The sequence below is a fragment of the Pseudonocardia parietis genome, assembly GCF_017876315.1.
Taxonomy (GTDB): domain Bacteria; phylum Actinomycetota; class Actinomycetes; order Mycobacteriales; family Pseudonocardiaceae; genus Pseudonocardia; species Pseudonocardia parietis.
This window is the reverse complement of sequence record NZ_JAGINU010000001.1, coordinates 5262539-5281971: the sequence shown is the minus strand read 5'-3', so window position 1 is coordinate 5281971 and position 19433 is coordinate 5262539. Positions and strand designations below refer to the sequence as shown.

The following is a 19433-nucleotide window of genomic DNA, read 5'->3' as shown; positions in this document are numbered from 1 at the left end:
GGGAGATGACGGGCCCGGGCGCGGCACCGCGCCCGGCCCAGGACACGGACGGGGGCTCGATGGGCAGCGACGACGGCGACGGCGACGGCCCGGCCGGGGGCGCCCGTCGCACCCCCGACCAGGAGCGGCGCGCCGCCGAGCGCGCCCGCCGGATCCGGGAGAGCCGGGCAGCCGAGCGGTCGGAGCGGTCGGAGGGGTCCGAGCCGACGAGCCGGCGCCGGCGCACCGGCCGGCGGGACACCGTTGCGGTCGCCGTCCGCGAGCGCGCCGCCGCACGAACCGCCGAGCAGAACCGCACCCGGGACCCGCGTTACCGGCGCCGGCGCGCGTTCGCACTGCTCACGGCCGTCGTCGTCATGCTGATCGGGCTCTCGGCCGCCGGCTGGTGGGCGCTGGCCCAGTACGGTCCGGGCGTCGCGTCGGTCGCGGTCACCGGCACCCGGCAGATCCCCGTCCAGGACGTCGAGGACGCCGTCGCCGTCGACCTGGGCATCCCGCTGGCCGCCGTCGACACCGGCGCGGTCACCGCCCGCGTCTCCGCGATCCCCGGCGTGGCCGCGGTCGACGTCGGGCGGTCCTGGCCGGACACGCTGTCGGTCGCGATCACCGAACGCACCCCCGCCGCGCTGGCCGAGACGCCCGAGGGGCTCCAGCTCATCGACGTGAGCGGGTTCGCCTACCGCGCCGCGCCGCCGGACGTCCGGCTGCCCCGGCTGCAGCTGCCGACCGTCGCCCCGGACGACCCGGCCACGCTCGCCGCCGTCGCCGTGCTGCAGGCGCTGCCGGAGCCGGTCCGTGAGCAGGTGCAGACGTTGTCGCTCGGCGAGGGCGGCAGCACCTTCGAGCTGGGTCTGACCGACGACCGCCGGGTGCTGTGGGGGCCCTGGGCCGACACCGCCGCCACCCCGCAGCGCGCCGCGGTCCTGGAACCGCTGCTCAGCCGGGAGGGCGCCGTCTACGACGTGTCGAGTCCCGCCCTGGTCACCGTCCGCGCCCGGTGACGCTCCCGCCCGCGCACCACCATCGAGCGTCGCGCCCCACCCGGACGGCGGTTACGGCTCACCCGGCCGGAGCCCCGGCACCGGCGCCGTGCGGCCCAACCGGCCCGCCGCCCCCGGCCCGGCCCTGGGACCTGTCGGCGTAGCGTGACGACCCGGCCACGGTGCGCGTTTCACGTGACCGGGAACCATGTACCACCCGGGCGGGGTGTTGTCGGCGCGCGGCGCGCCTGCTGGACCCGGGCAGGTGAGCGACTTAGCGTTCCACCGTGAAGGCCCGGGGCACCCGGAGCTGGACCGGACCCCCGAGCGACTGGAAGGTGCCGCGCATGACGCCCCCGCACAACTACCTGGCCGTGATCAAGGTCGTCGGCATCGGTGGCGGCGGCGTGAACGCCGTCAACCGCATGATCGAGGTCGGCCTCAAGGGCGTCGAGTTCATCGCGGTGAACACCGACGCCCAGGCCCTCCTGATGTCGGACGCCGACGTCAAGCTGGACATCGGCCGCGAGCTCACCCGTGGGCTCGGCGCCGGTGCGAACCCGGAGGTCGGCGGCAAGGCCGCCGAGGACCACGCCGAGGAGATCGAGGAGGTCCTCAAGGGGGCCGACATGGTCTTCGTGACCGCGGGCGAGGGCGGCGGCACCGGCACCGGCGGAGCGCCGGTCGTCGCGGCGATCGCCCGCAAGCTCGGCGCGCTGACCATCGGCGTCGTCACCCGCCCGTTCACCTTCGAGGGCCGGCGCCGCGCCGGCCAGGCCGAAGAGGGCATCCAGCAGCTGCGCAACGAGTGCGACACCCTGATCGTCATCCCGAACGACCGGCTGCTGCAGCTCGGCGACGTGGGCGTCTCCCTGATGGACGCCTTCCGCTCCGCCGACGAGGTGCTGCTCTCCGGCGTCCAGGGCATCACCAACCTGATCACCACCCCGGGCCTGATCAACCTGGACTTCGCCGATGTCAAGTCGGTGATGTCCGGAGCGGGGTCGGCCCTGATGGGAATAGGGTCTTCCCGCGGTGAGGGACGCGCCGTGCAGGCCGCCGAGAAGGCGATCAACTCGCCCTTGCTCGAGGCCTCGATGGACGGGGCCCAGGGAGTACTGCTCTCCATCGCGGGCGGCTCGGACCTCGGCCTGTTCGAGATCCACGAGGCGGCGTCGCTGGTCCAGGAGGCCGCCCACCCCGAGGCGAACATCATCTTCGGGACGGTGATCGACGACTCGCTCGGCGACGAGGTGCGCGTCACCGTGATAGCAGCCGGCTTCGAGGGCGGCACGCCGACCCACAAGAAGCTGGAGCCGGCGGTCTTCCGCCAGGGCACCCAGAAGCCGGCCGAGCCGGCGCAGCAGCAGCAGGCCCAGCAGCAGGCGCCCGTCCAGCAGACCCAGCCCGCGCCGCAGAACCCGCAGGCGCAGGCGCCGGTCCAGGGCGGCGGCACCGCGTACGGTTCCGGTGCACGCGACCAGGCGAGCGCGCAGACCACGCCGAACCTGCCCACCTCGGTTCCGCCCGCCCCGGAGCGGACGGGCACGCTGCCCCCGGCCCAGCAGGCCGCACCCGCGCCGCGCCAGCCGGACATCCGCTCCGACGCCCCCGCAGCCCCGGGGCCCGACGCAGCGGCCGGCCCGGGCGCGGCGACGCACGGCGGCCACACCCCGTCGGCGCCGGCCCGCCCCGCCCAGGAGCAGGTCGAGGACGAGGTGGACGTCCCGCCGTTCATGCGGCGCTGACCGCGGTGCCGGTCGATCCGACGCCGCCCGCCGTACCGGTCGATCCGACACCGTCGGGCCTGCGCGTCCGCAGGGTCATGACCACCCGGGCGGGCGGCCGGTCCAGCGGCCCGTTCGCCCGGTTCAACCTCTCCCTCGGCGTCGGCGACGACCCCGCGGACGTCGCCGGGAACCGGGCCAGGGTGGTTCGCGAGCTCGGCCTGTCCGGGCTGGTGTTCCTCCGGCAGGTGCACGGCCGTGACGTCGCGGTGCTCCGCGAGCCACCCCGTGCCCGGCCCGGCTCCGGCGGGGTGGCCCCGGACATCCCGGACGTCGACGCCGTCGTGACCGACGTGCCGCTGCTCGGCATCGCCGTGCTGGCCGCGGACTGCGTGCCGGTGCTGCTCGGCGACGCCCGCGCCGGTGTCGTCGGGGCCGCGCACGCCGGTCGGTCCGGTGCCGCGTCGGGTGTGCTCGACGCGGTGGTCGAGCAGATGACGGCGCTCGGCGCCACCACCGAGCGGCTCGAGGTCCTCCTCGGCCCCGCCGTCTGCGGGAGCTGCTACGAGGTGCCCGCCGCGATGCGGGACGAGGTCGAGGCGGCCCTGCCGGGCAGCGCGTCGACCACCCGCACCGGGACCGCGGGACTCGACCTGCGGGCCGGGCTGACCCGCCGGCTCGCCGACCTCGGCGTCACCAGGGTCGGCACCGACCCGCGCTGCACCATCGAGGACCCCGACCTGTACAGCCACCGCCGTGAGGGTCGCTGCGGCCGGCAGGCCGCGATCACCTGGCTGGACCCGCGTGACGCGCGCGACGCTCGCCGTACCCCGCCCCGCGCGGCACGATGACGGCGTGGCCGACTCCAACCCTCCCGAACGCACGGCGGACCTGAAGGAACGGCTCGGTGCCGTCCGCGCACGCCTCGACGCGGCGTGCCGGGCCGCGGGGCGGGACCCGCACGAGGTCTCCCTGCTGGCGGTGACGAAGACCGTGCCCGCCCCCGACGTGGCCGACCTGATCGACCTGGGTCTCACCGGGTTCGCCGAGAACCGCGCCCAGGAGGCGGCGACCAAGGTGGCGGAGGTGACGGCCCTGCGCCCGGGCGCAGACCTGCGCTGGCACTTCGTCGGCGGGCTGCAGCGGAACAAGGTACGCGCGGTGCTCCCGTGGGTGACGTGTATCGAGTCCGTCGACTCGCCGCGGCTGGCCCGGGCGATCGACAAGGAGGTCGCGAAGGCCCGGGACCGGGGCGAGCGATCCGGGCCGCTGCCGGTCCTCGTCCAGTACAGCGTGGACGGTGACCCGGAGCGCGGCGGCGTCCCCGATGACGGCCTCGACGAGCTGACCGACCTGGTCAGGGACCTGCCCGGCCTCGAGCTGGCAGGCCTGATGGCCGTCGCGCCGCTGGACCGGGAGCCGGAGCGGGCGTTCGCCGAGATCGCCGAGGCGGCCCGGCGGGTCCGGGAACGGCATCCGGGGGCCACCGAGCTGTCGGCCGGGATGAGCGCCGACCTGGAGGTCGCCGTCGACCACGGATCGACAGTGGTGCGTGTCGGTACGGCCCTGGTGGGGGAACGCCGGATAGCCTCAGAGTAATCGCTGGTCGGTGCGGGTACCGGGCCATCGGCGAGACCGTCGCCAGAACGCGGGTGCGTGCCTGGGTGCGCGTACGGAGTCGAGCAGTACTGCGAGGGGACAGCGGATGAGCGCGATGTACCGGCTGAAGGCCTACTTCGGCATGGTCCCGGCCGACGAGATGGACTACGCGGACGAACCGGAGCGCTTCCGGGGTGGCCGCGAGCAGCAGCCCGGCCCGCGCGGTGACCGTTGGTCCGGCGCCGGGGGCCGTTTCAACGACCCGGACGGTTACCCCGACGACCGTTACGACGTCCCCGCGGGGTACGACGACGGCTGGGGCGCCCGTACGGCGCGAGAACCCGTCCGTTCGGCGCGCGCCGTGCGGCAGGATCCGCGCGGTGAGCGGGACATGGCGTCGCTCCCCGGAGACCGGGGAGCGCCCCCGACACCCATCGGTGGCGGCCCCGGAGCGGCCGTGCGGGGATCGCTCGCGATGGACCCGGACGCCTTCGGACCCCCCTCCCGGGAACCGCTGCGCGAGGAGCGCTCGGCGCCGGTCGCACCGGTCCCGTCGGCGGTGCCCGAGCAGCGCGACCGCGCCGCCGCCGCGCCGGCCTCGATCACCACGCTGCACCCGCGCAGCTACAACGAGGCGCGCACGATCGGCGAGCGCTACCGCGACGGTGTGCCGGTCATCATGAACCTCACCGACCTGGACGGCGCGGCAGCGAAGCGCCTGGTCGACTTCGCCGCCGGCCTGGCGTTCGCGCTCCGCGGCTCGATCGACAAGGTCACCGACCGGGTGTTCCTTCTCACCCCCGCGGACGTCGAGGTGTCCGCGGACGACGCGCGCAGGCTCGCCGAGCGCGGAGCTTTCCGACAGGATTGAGCCGTGTCCACCGCCATCGGCTTCCTGGTCTATTACGTCCTGTTCTTCTTCTGGCTGCTGCTCGCAGCCCGGATCGTCGTCGAGATGGTCCGCTCGTTCGCCCGCCAGTGGCATCCCGCCGGACCGCCCGCGGTGGCGCTCGAGGTCGTCTTCACCGTGACCGATCCTCCGGTCAAGTTGTTGCGGAGAGTGATTCCTGTCGTCCGCATCGGAGGCGTAGGACTGGACCTGTCGATTATGGTGCTGGTGCTGGTGGTGTTCATCGCGATGACCGCCGTCAGATCACAGCTCCTGGGATGAGCCCCAGTCACCCGGGAGTGCCGCCGAGGACCGCATGAGGTGATCCGATGCCGCTGACGCCCGCCGACGTTCATAACGTCGCGTTCAGCAAACCCCCGATCGGGAAGCGGGGATACAACGAGGACGAGGTCGACGCCTTCCTCGATCTGGTCGAGGCCGAGTTGGCCCGACTGATCGGTGAGAACGACGACCTGCGCGACCAGGTCGCGCAGCTCGAGCAGCGCCTCGGCGACGCCGAGGCCGACCTGGAGGAGGCCCGTAGCCAGCCGGCTCCGGCGCAGACCCAGGCGCTGCAACAGGCCTCGCCCACTCCGATGGGCCGCGGGGTCGGTGCGCCGGCACCGCAGCTGGCCGGCGCCTCCGACTCCGACGGTGGCGACCACCACGTGCAGGCCGCCAAGGTCCTGGGCCTGGCCCAGGAGATGGCCGACCGGCTCACCGCCGAGGCCAAGAACGAGGCCGACACGATGCTGTCGGACGCCCGGACGAAGTCCGAGCAGCTGCTCTCCGACGCGCGCACCAAGTCCGACGGCCTGGTCAACGACGCCCGCACGCGTTCCGAGACCATGCTCAACGACGCCCGTGGCCGGGCCGAGACGCTCGAGCGGCAGTCGCGGGACAAGGCTTCGGGCCTGGTCAGCGAGGCCGAGCGCAAGCAGAACGAGATCATGGGCGCCATCCAGCGCGACAAGTCCGTGCTGGAGAAGAAGATCGACGAGCTCCGCACCTTCGAGCGGGAGTACCGCACCCGGCTCAAGACCTATCTGGAGTCGCAGCTGCGCGACCTGGAAGGACGCGGGTCGGCCGCTCCGTCGGACAGCTCCGGCAGCACTGCCAACCGGTCGAGTTCGAACGGCGGGTATGCCGCCTCCGGTTACGGCCAGCGGGCCGACACCGGAAGCTGACGCTCGGGCGCGCGATGGCGCGCCCGAGACGACCGACGACGACCGGGTAGTGGCCGGGTGCCGCTGCCGACCGACGGAGTTCGCCGATGCTGGTGCTGGTCCTGATCCTCGTGGTCATCGCGCTGGTGCTACTGCTCGCAGGATGGTTCCTGCACGTGGTGGCACTGGCCTGGACGTCGGTGGGCATCAGCCTGCTCGCCGGCCTCGCGTTGCTCTACGACTGGTGGCAGACCCGGTCCGCGGTGCGGGCCGGTGACCGGTCCGAGAGCGGCGGGGCCGCGATCGGTGCCCCGCCGGAGCGGGCGATGGCGGGCTCCGGCCCGGACATGGAACCGGCGACGCAGGTGCTGCCGGTCGTCCGCCCGGAGACCGGCGGCGCCGGCGGCTCCGTACGTCCCGCGGGGGCGGCCGGAACGTCGCCGGACGCCGCGAACGCGTCCGAACCGACCATCCAGATGCCGGTCGTCCGGCCGTCCGGCTCCGCACAGGGACCGCCCGGCGTTTCCCGTCCGGGTGGTTCTTCGTCACTCTCCGTAGCCGAATCCGGCTCAGCCGGATCCGGTGCGCCGGTCGGTGGTCGCCCGGACGATGCCGAGGACGGTGCTGTTCCCCGCCAGGGCAGCGCGGTTCCGGCGGGTGACCCCACTACCTCCGGGCCGGTGGCCGGCGGCGAGGGTGCCCCGGACACCACGGGGGCCGATGCAGGCGGGTCCGCGCCGGGAGATCCCGGCGGGAGCCGGCACGACGACGTGACGGTCGCGACGGCGGCCGGGGCCGCGACCGCCGGTGCAGCCGCGGCCGGTGCTGCGGCCGGCTCCGACCGGAGCCCCGGTGACGATCCCGGATTCGGGGCGGGCTCCGGCGAACGGGCCCAGGGCCCGGCCGGTGACGGCCGGCCCGGCGAGGCCACCACGGCCACGTCTACTGCCACCTCCGCGACCGGTGCGGACGCCGGAGGCGGACCGGCGGCAGCCACGACGGCCGTCCCGGCGGCGGCGCAGGGCACCGACCAGAGCCGGCCCGCCGACACGGCGGGCCCCCCGGCAGGCGCCGGTGTGACCGCAGCGGTGGCGGGCGCGGGCACCGATGGATCGCCGGACCCGTCCGGTGGCGGGGGCGACGCACCCCCGACCGGCGGTGCCCCGGCGCAGGGCGGCGCTGCCGACACCACGCAGGCGCCGGTCGACGGGGAGGCCCCCGAGGAGCCCCGCGACCCGACGGCGGCGAACGTGGTGGCCCGGCTGCCCGACGAGGTACTGGTCATCGACGAGCACCCGCGCTACCACGTGCAGACCTGCCGGGCGTTGTCCGGCCGGGCGGTGATCCCGCTGCCGGTCAGCGAGGCGGTCGAGCTCGGGTTCACCCCGTGCGGCTGGTGCTCGCCGAACCGGACCCTCGCCGAGCGGCACCCGGCTCAGGTCCGGTAGCCGCGCGGGGCTGCGGAATATTCGCGAGCCCGCCCGCGCTACCCTGATTCCACAGGCACCGATCCGGCCATCACCGGGGAGCCTCCGGAAGAAACGGCCGCAGCCACCCGAGGGCTGGGCCCGAGTAGAACCGGACGGGAGCGGCCCGTCATCGCCGTTGAACGAGAGGCGCGCGCCACGGCGGGCGCAAGCGGGGTGGTACCGCGGCGCGGCCCGAACGGGCCGGTGTCGTCCCCGTGCGAGACGGACATCGCACGAGGAGCAGCCGTGAGCGACACCGGGTATCCCGAGGTCCCCGCCCATCCGACGTTCCCCCGGCTCGAGCAGGACGTGCTCGCCTCCTGGGACGCCGACGACACCTTCCGGGCCTCGGTCGAGCAGCGCCCCGCCGGCGAGAACGGGGCCGACGAGTTCGTCTTCTACGACGGTCCGCCGTTCGCCAACGGACTGCCGCACTACGGGCACCTGCTCACCGGCTACGTCAAGGACGTGATCCCGCGCTACCGCACCCAGCGCGGGCACCGGGTCGAGCGCCGGTTCGGCTGGGACACCCACGGCCTGCCCGCCGAGGTGGAGACCGAGAGCCAGCTCGGCATCAAGCACAAGTCCGAGATCGAAGAGATGGGTGTGGCCGCGTTCAACGAGGCGTGCCGTACCTCCGTGCTGCGCTACACCGGTGAGTGGCGCGACTACGTGACCCGCCAGGCCCGCTGGGTCGACTTCGACAACGACTACAAGACGCTCGACCTGGACTACATGGAGTCCGTCATGTGGGCGTTCAAGTCGTTGTGGGACAAGGGTCTCGTCTACTCCGGTTTCCGCGTGCTCTGGTACTGCTGGCGCTGCGAGACGCCGCTGTCGGCCACCGAGACCAAGATGGACGACGTCTACCTCGACCGGCAGGACCCGGCCGTCACCGTCGGGCTGCGGCTCGCGGCACCCGGCAACGCCGACCTCGACGGCGCGCTCGCCCTGGTCTGGACGACGACGCCGTGGACGCTGCCCTCGAACCTGGCCGCCGCCGTGCACCCGGACGTCGACTACGTGGTGGTCGAGGCGAACGGGGAGCGCTGGCTGCTCGCCGAGGCCCGGGTCGCCGCCTACGCCCGCGAGTTGGGCGAGGAGCCGCCGGTGCGTGCCCGGATGAAGGGCTCCGAGCTGCTCGGGCTGACCTACACCCCGCCGTTCGACTTCTTCGCCGGCCGCGAGAACGCCCACCGGGTGCTCGCCGCGGACTACGTCACCACCGAGGACGGCACCGGCCTGGTGCACATCGCGCCCGCCTTCGGTGAGGAGGACAAGGAGGTCACCGACGCGGCCGGCATCGAGGTCGCCAACCCGGTCGACTCCCGCGGCGAGTTCACCGTCGAGGTGCCGCCGTACGCCGGGATGCAGGTCTTCGACGCGAACCCGCAGATCATCCGGGACCTGAAGGAGCGGACGAACCCGCACGTGCAGGGTGTCCTGCTCCGCCACGAGACCTACGACCACCCGTACCCGCACTGCTGGCGCTGCGGCAACGCGCTCATCCAGCGCGCCGTCGACTCCTGGTTCGTGCGCGTCACGCAGTTCCGGGACCGGATGGTCGAGCTGAACCAGCAGATCAACTGGACGCCCGCGCACGTGCGGGACGGCCAGTTCGGCAAGTGGCTCGAGGGCGCCCGGGACTGGGGCATCTCCCGCAACCGCTACTGGGGCAGCCCGATCCCGGTGTGGCAGTCCGACGACCCGCGCTACCCGCGGACCGACGTCTACGGCTCGCTGGAGGAGATGGAGCGCGACTTCGGTGTGCGCCCGACCGACCTGCACCGGCCTTACGTCGACGAGCTGACCCGCCCCAACCCGGACGACCCGACGGGCGCGAGCACCATGCGCCGGGTCCCGGAGGTGCTGGACTGCTGGTTCGAGTCCGGCTCGATGCCGTTCGCCCAGGTGCACTACCCGTTCGAGAACGCGGACTGGTTCGAGCACCACTACCCGGGCGACTTCATCGTCGAGTACAACGGCCAGACCCGCGGCTGGTTCTACACGCTGCACGTGCTGGCCACGGCGTTGTTCGACCGGCCCGCGTTCCGCAACTGCTCGGCGCACGGCATCGTCCTGGGCGACGACGGCGCGAAGATGTCCAAGTCGCGCAAGAACTACCCGGACGTCAACGAGGTCTTCGACCGCGACGGGTCCGACGCCATGCGGTGGTTCCTCATGGCGAGCCCGATCCTGCGCGGCGGGAACCTGGTCGTCACCGAGCAGGGCATCCGCGAGGGCGTCCGGCAGGCGATCCTGCCGCTGTGGAACACCTGGTACTTCCTGTCGCTCTATGCCGGTGAGCAGCGCGGCACCTTCCGGACCGACTCGCCGCACGTGCTGGACCGCTACGTGCTGGCCAAGACCGCGGATCTGGTCGACGGCGTCACCGCGGCGATGGACGCCTACGACATCGCCGGGGCCTGTGAGCGGATCCGCGAGCACGCCGAGACGCTGACCAACTGGTACGTCCGCCGCTCCCGGGAGCGGTTCTGGTCCGCCGACGACGCCGTGCGCCGCGACGCCGTCGACACCCTGCACACCGTGCTGGAGGTGACCTGCCGGGTCGCCGCGCCGCTGCTGCCACTGACCACCGAGTCGATCTGGCGCGGGCTGACCGGTGGCCGGTCGGTGCACCTGACCGACTGGCCGGGCGGGTCGGACCCCTCGGTGTCGACGCACGCCGTGGACGTCGGCCTGCCGCGGGACCACGAGCTGGTCGCCGGCATGGACCGGACCCGGCAGGTGGCCTCGGCGGCGCTGTCGCTGCGCAAGTCGTCGAAGGTCCGGGTGCGCCAGCCACTGCCCGGGCTCACCGTGGCGGCGGCCGACGCCGCGGCCCTGGAGCCGTTCACCGGGCTGCTGCGCGACGAGGTCAACGTGCGCTCGGTCGAGCTGACCGACGACGTCGCCGCGCACGGCCGGTTCGAGATCGCGGTCAACGCCCGGGCCGCCGGACCGCGCCTGGGCGGCGACGTCCAGAAGTGCATCCGCGCGGTCAAGGCGGGGGAGTGGCAGCGCGAAGCGGACGGCACCGTCCTCACCGCCGGGATCACCCTGAACGACGGCGAGTTCACCGAGAAGCTCGTCGCCGCCGACCCCGAGCGGACGCAGGCCCTGCCCGGGAACGCCGGACTGGTCGTGCTGGACACGACGGTCACGCCGGAGCTGGCCGCGGAAGGCACCGCCCGCGACGTCGTCCGGGTCGTCCAGCAGGCCCGCCGCGACGCCGGGCTCGCCGTGTCCGACCGGATCGGGCTGACCCTCGACGGGCCGGACCTGGTGCTCGACGCGGTGCGGGTACACGAGGCGTTCGTCGCGGGCGAGGTGCTGGCGACGGCGGTCTCCTACGGCTCCGCCGACGGCGCGGCATCGTCCGGCCAGGTCGTCGGCCCCGACGGCGCGTCGGCCGAGCTGCGGGCGGCGGTCGCGAAGGCCTGACGCCTGTGATCACGGGTCGGGAACCGAGACGGCCATGTGTGGCCGCGGGGCTTCCCGATCCGTGATCAGGGTGGAACGGCCCACTACTCTCGCCCCATGGGCGTCGCGGCGACACGGTGGCGGGAACGCCAGTCCGCGCGCGGGATCCCCGAGCACATCCTGCGCGCGGCCCCGGCCGACCCGTGGACGCACGTCCCCACCGACTTCGCCCCGCCGGCGGTCCCTGCCGACACCCCGTCCCGCACCGCCGCCCGCGCGCTCGCCGAACGGGCCGCGGCCCGGACCTGCGCGGGGGCGTCGCTGCTGGACGTCGGCTGCGGGGGCGGTGACGCCGCCTTCGCCGCCGCGTGGCCCGAGCCGTCACCGGTCGCGCGGGTCGTCGGGGTCGACCGGCAGGCCGACATGCTCGGGGCGTTCGCGGCGGCCGCGCGCGAGCGGCGCCTCCCGTCCGGCACCGTGCACGGCGGCTGGCCGGACGTCGCGGAGCGGGCCGGGCGGCACGACGTCGTGCTCTGCCACCACGTGCTGCACAACGTCGTCGACCTGCCCCCGTTCCTCGCCGCCCTGAACGACGCGGTCCGCGGCGGCGGGGGCGGTGTCGTGGTCGAGATGCTGCCCGAGCACCCGATGGCCTGGCTGGACCCGCTGTGGGCGCACTTCCACGACGTGCACCGGCCGGAGAGTGCCACCGCGGCCGACGCCGTCGCGGTGCTCGGCGAGGAGTTCGGCATCGAGCCCGGGGTGCATCACTGGGAGCGCGAACAGCGGCTGCCGCACGGGCCCGAGTGGGTGGCCCGGCGGCTGTGCCTGCCCGCCGAGCGGGTGCCGGAGGTCGCCGAGGCGCTGGCGGGGATCCCGCCCCGCCGCAGGGCCGCCGTCACCCTCGTCTGGTCACCCTGACCCGGTGAGCCGGTCCGCCGGTACGAGGGCGGGGACCGATCGTCATAATCGGGCCCGTGAGCGCCGATCCCCCTGCCAGCGAGACACCCGTCGATCCCGCCGTCCGGCGGCGCGGGACGCTCCTGCTGGCCGGGATCGCCGGCACCGTGCTCGCACTGGACCTGATCACGAAGATCGCCGCCGTCGCCACGCTCGAGGGCGAGGAACCGGTCACGGTGATCGACGGGTTCTTCTACCTCACGCTGCTGCGCAACCCGGGCGCCGCCTGGTCGATGGCCACCGGCTACACCTGGATCCTGACGATCGTCGCGGTCGTCGTCGTCGGCGTCATCATCCGGATCGCGCGCCGGCTCGCCTCCACCGGCTGGGCGGTCGGGCTCGGCCTGGTCCTCGGCGGCGCGCTGGGCAACCTGATCGACCGGTTCTTCCGCTCACCCGGGCCGATGCGCGGGCACGTCGTCGACATGCTCGCCGCGTTCTCCCCGGACGGGAGTGTCTTCCCGGTGTTCAACATCGCCGACTCGGGCATCGTGTGCGGCGGGATCCTGCTGGTGCTGATGGCACTGCGCGGGATCGAGATCGACGGAACGCGGGGCTGAGACATGGGTGAACTGCGGAGCATGCCGGTCCCGGACGGACTGGACGGAATGCGCATCGACGCCGGGCTCTCCCGGCTGCTGGGCCTGTCGCGCACGGTCGTCGCCGGGCTCGCCGAGGCAGGCCGGGTCCAGCTGGACGGCCGCGACGCCGGCAAGTCCGACCGGCTGCCGGGCGGGGCGTGGCTGGAGATCGAGCTGCCCGACCCGCCTGCCCCGGCGGTGATCGAGGGACCGGTCGAGGTCGTCGCGGGCCTGGTCGTGCTGCACGAGGACGACGAGATCGTCGTCGTCGACAAGCCGGTCGGCGTGGCCGCGCACCCGTCGCCGGGCTGGACCGGGCCGACCGTCACCGGCGGGCTCGCCGCGCTCGGCACCCGGCTGTCGACCTCGGGCGCCGAGGAACGCCAGGGCATCGTGCACCGGCTCGACGTCGGTACCACCGGCGTGATGGTCGTCGCCAAGTCCGAGCACGCGTACACGGTGCTGAAGCGGGCGTTCAAGGAACGCACCGTCGACAAGCGCTACCACGCCGTCGTGCAGGGCCACCCCGATCCGTCGTCCGGCACGATCGACGCCCCGATCGACCGGCACCCGCGCCACGACTACCGGTTCGCGGTGCTCCAGGGTGGCAAGCCCAGCATCACGCACTACGACACGCTGGAGGCGTTCCGCTCGGCGAGCCTGCTCGACGTGCACCTGGAGACCGGGCGCACCCACCAGATCCGGGTGCACTTCTCCGCGCTGCGCCACCCGTGTGTGGGCGACCTGACCTACGGGGCCGACCCGACACTGGCGAAGCGGGTGGCGCTGACCCGGCAGTGGCTGCACGCGCGCACCCTCGGCTTCGAGCACCCGGCCGACGGGCGCCAGGTCGAGTACACCAGCCCCTACCCGGACGACCTGGCCGCCGCGCTCGAGACGCTGCGGGACCCGTGAGCCGCGCCGCGTCCGCCCCGACGATGCCCCTCGCGGAGCCGCGGGGCGTGGCCGGGCCCCGGTGACGGGGCTGAGCACCCGCGGCTGGTGGGTGGTCGTCGCGGTGCTGGGCGTGGTGTTCGTCGGCGCGGTGTGGGCGGCCGGGTCCGGGCCGTCCACCGGGCCGCCGCCGGCCACCGGATCGGTACGGCTCGGCCCCGACCCCGGGCAGGACGTGCGGGAATACCTCGCGTCGCTGCCCGCCCAGCTCCCGGCCGCGGGGGAGGCCGCGCCGGCGCTGGTGCAGTTCTCCCGCCCGCTGGACGCGACCGCGGCGGCCGCCGTGGCACCGGCGGGTGTCGGGACCGCGGTGTTCCGGGTGCCGATCGACCGGGTGCAGACCGCGCTGCGGTTCGAACCCGTCACCGGTACCGGCGACCCGGCCGCGGCGCTCGGGGTGGCCCGGGAGCGGGCCGCGTTCGGTGCCGAGGCCGACGCCGGACGCACCGCGCAGGCCGTCGGCGGGGCGACGAACCCCGAGGCCCGCGAGGCGCTGACCCGCCGGGCCGCCGTCGCCGCCGCCGAACGGCGCGCGCTCGCCGAGCCCGGCTGCGCCTGCGTGATCGCGCTGGTGGTGACCGCCGACCGGGCGGGCCTGGAGTCGCTGGCCGCCCGCGCCGACGTCCGCGCGGTCCATGCCGCGCCACCGGCCACCACGGTGCAGGAGCTCGCGCTGTCCCCTCTGCTGCCGGCCCAGACCACGGCCGCGACCCCGCCCCCCGACGACGGCCCCGTCCCCACCGGCTGATCCGGACCTCGTTCCCGCACCGGCCCCCGCAACGCGTGCGGCATCCGGGCCCTGGTGCTCGGCGTCCGGGCGGCACGACACGCCGTCGTCCGGCCCGCGGGACCGTGAGCAGGACCGACACGCCGAGGTCGGGCGCGACACACCGCCGTCGCCGGAACTGTCGGACCCCGCGGCTAGTCTGGGTCTCTCACCGATCCGGTCGGCTCGACCCCGCAGCGGGGTCCGACCGGCACCCCGTGCGGCCCCCGCCAGGCGTCGCCCGGGATGCCGGCCCCGCGCGCGGCCGGCCGCCGTGATCGATGGTGAGCACGCCCACGGCGCGCGTCGCCACGGGCGCGGCGAGCGTTGCGAGCACGACCTGCACGACCTGCACGACCTGCACGACCTGCACGACCTGCACGACCTGCACGACCGGGGAAGCACCGCGCCACCCCAGGGCGCGGGAGAGGAGCACGGAACACCTATGGCCAGCGGGGCAGGCTCCTTCGTCCATCTGCACACCCATACCGAGTTCTCGATGCTCGACGGGGCGGCACGGCTCGACGACCTGTTCACCGAGGCCGCCAAGCACGAGATGTCGGCGATCGCGATGACCGACCACGGCAACGTCTACGGCGCCTTCGAGTTCTGGCGCAAGGCGAAGGCGGCGGGCATCAAGCCGATCATCGGCATGGAGGGGTACCTCGCGCCGGGATCGCGGCACGAGCGCAAGCGCACCGCGCTCGGCAACGGCAGCGAGAACAACCCCGACCTCATGTACACCCACATGACGTTGCTGGCCGAGAACACCGAGGGGATGCACAACCTCTTCCGGCTCTCCTCACTGGCCAGCCTCGAGGGGTACTACTACAAGCCCCGGATGGACCGCGAGCTCCTCGAGCAGTACGGCAAGGGGATCATCGCCACCACCGGCTGCCCGTCCGGCGAGGTCGCCCGCCTGCTCCAGCAGAACGACTTCGAGGGCGCCTGCCAGGCCGCGTCGGACTACCGGGACATCTTCGGCAAGGACAACTTCTTCTGCGAGTTGATGGACCACGGGATCGAGATCGAGAAGCGGGTCCAGGAGGACCTGTTCGCGCTGAAGAAGCGCCTCGACCTGCCCGGGCTCGCCACCAACGACCTGCACTACACCTACCCGGACGACACCAAGGCGCACGAGGTGCTGCTCTGCGTCCAGACCGGGAAGACCCTCGCCGACCCGAACCGGTTCAAGTTCGACGCGCAGGACTTCTACCTCAAGTCCGCGAACGAGATGCGCGCGCTCTGGGACCCGATCCACCCGGAGGCCTGCGACAACACCCTGCTCGTCGCCGAGCGGGTCGACGTCGACTTCACCACCGGGCAGGACCTGCAGCCCAAGGCCCCGGTGCCCGAGGGCGAGACCGAGGAGTCCTGGCTGATCAAGGAGGTCGAGCGGGGCCTGCACCAGCGGTTCCCGAACGGCGTCACCGAGCGGTACCGGACGCAGGCCAACTACGAGGTCGGCGTCATCATCAAGATGGGCTACCCCGGCTACTTCCTGGTGACCGCGGACCTCATCCGGCACGCCAAGTCGGTCGGCATTCGGTGCGGCCCCGGCCGTGGCTCGGCGGCCGGGTCGCTGGTCGCCTACGTCCTGGGCATCACCGACCTCGACCCGATCCGGCACAAGCTGATCTTCGAGCGGTTCCTCAACCCGGACCGCGTGTCCATGCCCGACATCGACATGGACTTCGACGAGCGCCGGCGCGGCGAGATGATCCGCTACGTTACCGAGAAGTACGGCGAGGACCGGATCGCCCAGATCATCACCTACTCCACGATCAAGGCGAAGGCCGCGATCAAGGACTCGGCGCGGGTGCTCTACGGCCAGCCCGGCTACTCGGTCGCCGACCGGATCTCCAAGGCCATGCCGCCCGCCGTCATGGGCAAGGACATCCCGCTCTCGGGCATCTTCGACCCGTCGCACAAGCGGTACTCCGAGGCCACCGAGGTTCGCTCGCTCTACGAGGTGGACCCGCAGGTCAAGGAGATCGTCGACACCGCGCGGGGCCTGGAGGGCCTCAAGCGGCAGTGGGGTGTGCACGCGGCCGGCGTGATCATGTCGTCGACGCCCCTGATCGACGTCATCCCGATCCAGCGGCGCGAGTCCGACGGCGCGGTCATCACCCAGTTCGACATGGGCGTCTGCGAGACCATCGGTCTGCTCAAGATGGACTTCCTGGGGCTGCGCAACCTCACGATCCTCGACGACGCCCTGGAGAACATCACCCTCAACGGCAAGCCCGCGGTCGATCTCGACCAGGTCGAGCTGGACGACGCCACCACCTACGAGCTGCTCTCCCGCGGGGACACGCTCGGGGTGTTCCAGCTCGACGGCGGCCCGATGCGGGACCTGCTGCGCCGGATGGCGCCGAGCGAGTTCGAGCACATCTCCGCGGTCGGCGCGCTCTACCGGCCCGGCCCGATGGGCGCGAACGCGCACAACGACTACGCCGACCGCAAGAACGGCCGGCAGGAGATCTCGCCGATCCACCCGGAGCTGGCCGAGCCGCTCAAGGATGTGCTGGGTGAGACGTTCGGCCTGATCGTCTACCAGGAACAGGTCATGGCGATCGCCCAGGCCCTGGCCGGGTACTCCCTCGGCCAGGCGGACCTGCTCCGCCGGGCGATGGGCAAGAAGAAGAAGGAGATCCTGGACAAGGAGTACGTCACCTTCGCCGGCGGGATGAAGGAGAACGGCTACTCCGAGGCCGCGGTCAAGACGCTCTGGGACATCCTGCTCCCCTTCTCCGACTACGCGTTCAACCGCGCGCACTCCGCCGCGTACGGCGTGGTGTCGTACTGGACGGCGTACCTCAAGGCGAACTACCCGGCCGAGTACATGGCCGCGGTGCTGACGTCGGTCCGCGACGACAAGGACAAGGCCGCGGTCTACCTGGCCGAGTGCCGCCGGATGGGCATCACGGTGCTCCCACCGGACGTCAACGACTCGGTCCGCAACTTCGCCCCGGTCGGCACCGACATCCGGTTCGGCCTCGGCGGCATCCGCAACGTCGGGCACAACGTCGTCGACGCGATCGTCGCCGCGCGCCGGGAGAAGGGGAACTTCGCCGACTTCTCCGACTTCCTGCGCAAGGTCGACGCGGTGGTCTGCAACAAGAAGGTCGTCGAGTCGCTGATCAAGGCGGGCGCGTTCGACTCGCTGGGCCACACCCGCAAGGGTCTGCTGCTGGTGCATGCCGACGCGATCGACGCGGTGATGAGCACGAAGAAGGCCGCGTCGATGGGCCAGTTCGACCTGTTCGGGTCGATGGACGGCTCGGGCGGCGACGGCGGTGACGAGCTCGGTGGCATCTTTGACGTGAAGGTCCCCGAGGAGGAGTGGGACACCAAGCACAAGCTCGCCGTCGAGCGGGAGATGCTCGGGCTGTACGTGTCCGGGCACCCGCTGCAGGGCCTCGAGCAGGCGCTCGCCGCGAAGGCGGACACCTCGATCGCCGACATCGTCGAGGGCTCGGTCGCCGAGGGCGCGCAGGTCACGGTCGGCGGCATCCTCGCGAACGTGAACCGCCGGGTGAACAAGAACGGTGAGCCCTGGGCGTCCGCGCAGATCGAGGACCTCGCCGGTGGCATCGAGGTGCTGTTCTTCCCGCGCTCGTACCAGGTGGTCGGGGTGGACGTCGCCGAGGACGCGATCGTGCTGGTCAAGGCGCGGGTGAACAAGCGCGACGACCGCGTCTCGCTGATCGCCAACGACCTGGCGGTGCCCGAGCTGGCCGCCGCGGGGGAGGGCGGGCTGCCGATCCGGGTGAGCCTGCGTACCGACCAGTGCACACCGGAGCGGGTCTCCAAGCTCAAGGAGGTGCTGACCCACCACCCGGGCACCTCCGAGGTGCACCTGTCCCTGGTCTACGGCAGCAAGATCACCGCCCTGAAGCTGGACGACTCGCTGAAGGTGATGCACACATCGGCGTTGATGGGCGACCTGAAGACACTGCTCGGCCCGGGCTGCCTGGGCTGAGAGAAGCTTGCGGAACGAACCTCTGCGCTGAGCGGGTCGTCCGCGCGAGAAGTCCGCGCGACCACGAGGAGAACGGGGCATCGACATGTCCACCGCAGACCACCCTCCCGTCCGCGTCGAGCGGGACGGCGACGTCGCCGTCGTCGTGCTCGACCGGCCACCGCTGAACTTGTTCGACGACACCGTGTTCGCCGGTTTCGAGGCGGCGGTCGCCACGCTCGCCGACCTCACCGCGCCGGGCCGGCCGGACCGGGCCCGCGCGGTCCTGATCGAGGCACGGGGCCGGGTCGTCTCCGGCGGCGTCGACGTGCACGCGTTCCGGGATATCGCTGAGGGGCCCGACCCGGTCGGGCAGGGCACCGCGCTGTGGTCCCGGCTGCTGCGGGTGGCCCACACCCTGGAGGACCTCCCGGTCCCGACCGTCTTCGCGGCGCACGGGCTGACCCTCACCGCGGCCTTCGAGCTGGCACTGGCCTGCGATCTCCTGCTGGCCGCCGAGCAGGCCTCCTTCGGGCTGGTCGAGATCGTCGTCGGGCTCACGCCGTCGATGGGCGGTCCGCAGCGCCTCGCCGAGCGGGCCGGTCCGGCCCGGGCCAAGGAGCTCGTCCTGACCGGGGAGCGCTATCCGGCCGCGGTGCTCCACGAGTGGGGCGTGGTGAACCGGGTGCTGCCCGACGACGGCTTCGCCGACGCCGCCCGCGCCTTCGCCCACCGCCTGGCGCAGGGCCCGACGGTCGCGCACGGTGCGACGAAGCGGATCGTCTCCACCGCGGTGCGGGACGGCGTGCGGGCGGCGGACGCGGTGACGCCGCAGATCTCCGGAGCGCTGTTCGGCACCGACGACCTGCGGGGGGCCGTGTCCTCGTTCCTCACCGACGGCCCCGGGAAGGCGACCTACCAGGGCCGGTGACCGTCGCCGGGGCGCCGGCCGCTC

The 19433-nt window shown here is 73.2% G+C and carries 15 protein-coding genes; all 15 read left to right on the top strand.

Going from position 1 to position 19433, the window contains the following annotated elements:
* Positions 1-5 precede the first annotated feature (5 nt).
* Entirely contained in the window at positions 6-1001 is a 996-nt protein-coding gene (locus JOF36_RS24765) for a cell division protein FtsQ/DivIB (RefSeq protein ID WP_210031231.1), read from the top strand.
* A 326-nt stretch (positions 1002-1327) separates the two neighbouring features.
* Complete coding sequence (gene ftsZ / locus JOF36_RS24760; protein WP_210031230.1) at positions 1328-2728, top strand: cell division protein FtsZ; 1401 nt, start codon at positions 1328-1330, stop codon at positions 2726-2728.
* 59 nt (positions 2729-2787) lie between these two features.
* A complete protein-coding gene (pgeF, locus tag JOF36_RS24755; RefSeq protein ID WP_210036215.1) occupies positions 2788-3558 on the top strand; it encodes a peptidoglycan editing factor PgeF in 771 nt (256 codons plus the stop codon).
* A 4-nt stretch (positions 3559-3562) separates the two neighbouring features.
* Entirely contained in the window at positions 3563-4306 is a 744-nt protein-coding gene (locus JOF36_RS24750; RefSeq protein ID WP_210031228.1) for a YggS family pyridoxal phosphate-dependent enzyme, read from the top strand.
* Positions 4307-4412: 106 nt separating this feature from the next.
* On the top strand, positions 4413-5177 hold the full coding sequence (locus tag JOF36_RS24745; RefSeq protein ID WP_210031226.1) for a cell division protein SepF: 765 nt from the start codon (positions 4413-4415) through the stop codon (positions 5175-5177).
* A gap of 3 nt (positions 5178-5180) precedes the next feature.
* On the top strand, positions 5181-5477 hold the full coding sequence (locus JOF36_RS24740; RefSeq protein ID WP_210031225.1) for a YggT family protein: 297 nt from the start codon (positions 5181-5183) through the stop codon (positions 5475-5477).
* Positions 5478-5524: 47 nt separating this feature from the next.
* Positions 5525-6382 carry a DivIVA-like cell division protein Wag31 gene (gene wag31 / locus JOF36_RS24735; RefSeq protein WP_210031223.1) on the top strand — a complete coding sequence of 286 codons (858 nt, stop codon included), beginning with the start codon at positions 5525-5527 and terminating at the stop codon, positions 6380-6382.
* Between the two features lie 86 nt (positions 6383-6468).
* The gene (locus tag JOF36_RS24730) at positions 6469-7809 is read left to right on the top strand and encodes a hypothetical protein (protein ID WP_210031221.1); all 1341 of its coding nucleotides are present in this window, start codon (positions 6469-6471) and stop codon (positions 7807-7809) included.
* Positions 7810-8076: 267 nt separating this feature from the next.
* Positions 8077-11274, top strand: coding sequence for an isoleucine--tRNA ligase (gene ileS / locus JOF36_RS24725; RefSeq protein WP_210031219.1), 3198 nt, complete (start codon positions 8077-8079; stop codon positions 11272-11274).
* Positions 11275-11370: 96 nt separating this feature from the next.
* The gene (locus JOF36_RS24720) at positions 11371-12174 is read left to right on the top strand and encodes a methyltransferase domain-containing protein (RefSeq protein WP_210031216.1); all 804 of its coding nucleotides are present in this window, start codon (positions 11371-11373) and stop codon (positions 12172-12174) included.
* Positions 12175-12230: 56 nt separating this feature from the next.
* Positions 12231-12773 (top strand): signal peptidase II, encoded by a 543-nt coding sequence (gene lspA / locus JOF36_RS24715; protein WP_210031215.1) that lies wholly within the window; start codon positions 12231-12233, stop codon positions 12771-12773.
* 3 nt (positions 12774-12776) lie between these two features.
* Positions 12777-13709 (top strand): RluA family pseudouridine synthase, encoded by a 933-nt coding sequence (locus JOF36_RS24710; RefSeq protein ID WP_210031214.1) that lies wholly within the window; start codon positions 12777-12779, stop codon positions 13707-13709.
* A gap of 61 nt (positions 13710-13770) precedes the next feature.
* Positions 13771-14496: a hypothetical protein gene (locus JOF36_RS24705; RefSeq protein WP_210031213.1), complete on the top strand. Its 726-nt coding sequence runs from the start codon at positions 13771-13773 to the stop codon at positions 14494-14496.
* Positions 14497-14959: 463 nt separating this feature from the next.
* A complete protein-coding gene (dnaE, locus tag JOF36_RS24700; RefSeq protein WP_210036214.1) occupies positions 14960-18499 on the top strand; it encodes a DNA polymerase III subunit alpha in 3540 nt (1179 codons plus the stop codon).
* Positions 18500-18584: 85 nt separating this feature from the next.
* Entirely contained in the window at positions 18585-19409 is an 825-nt protein-coding gene (locus tag JOF36_RS24695) for an enoyl-CoA hydratase/isomerase family protein (protein ID WP_210031212.1), read from the top strand.
* The last annotated feature ends 24 nt before the right edge of the window (positions 19410-19433 follow it).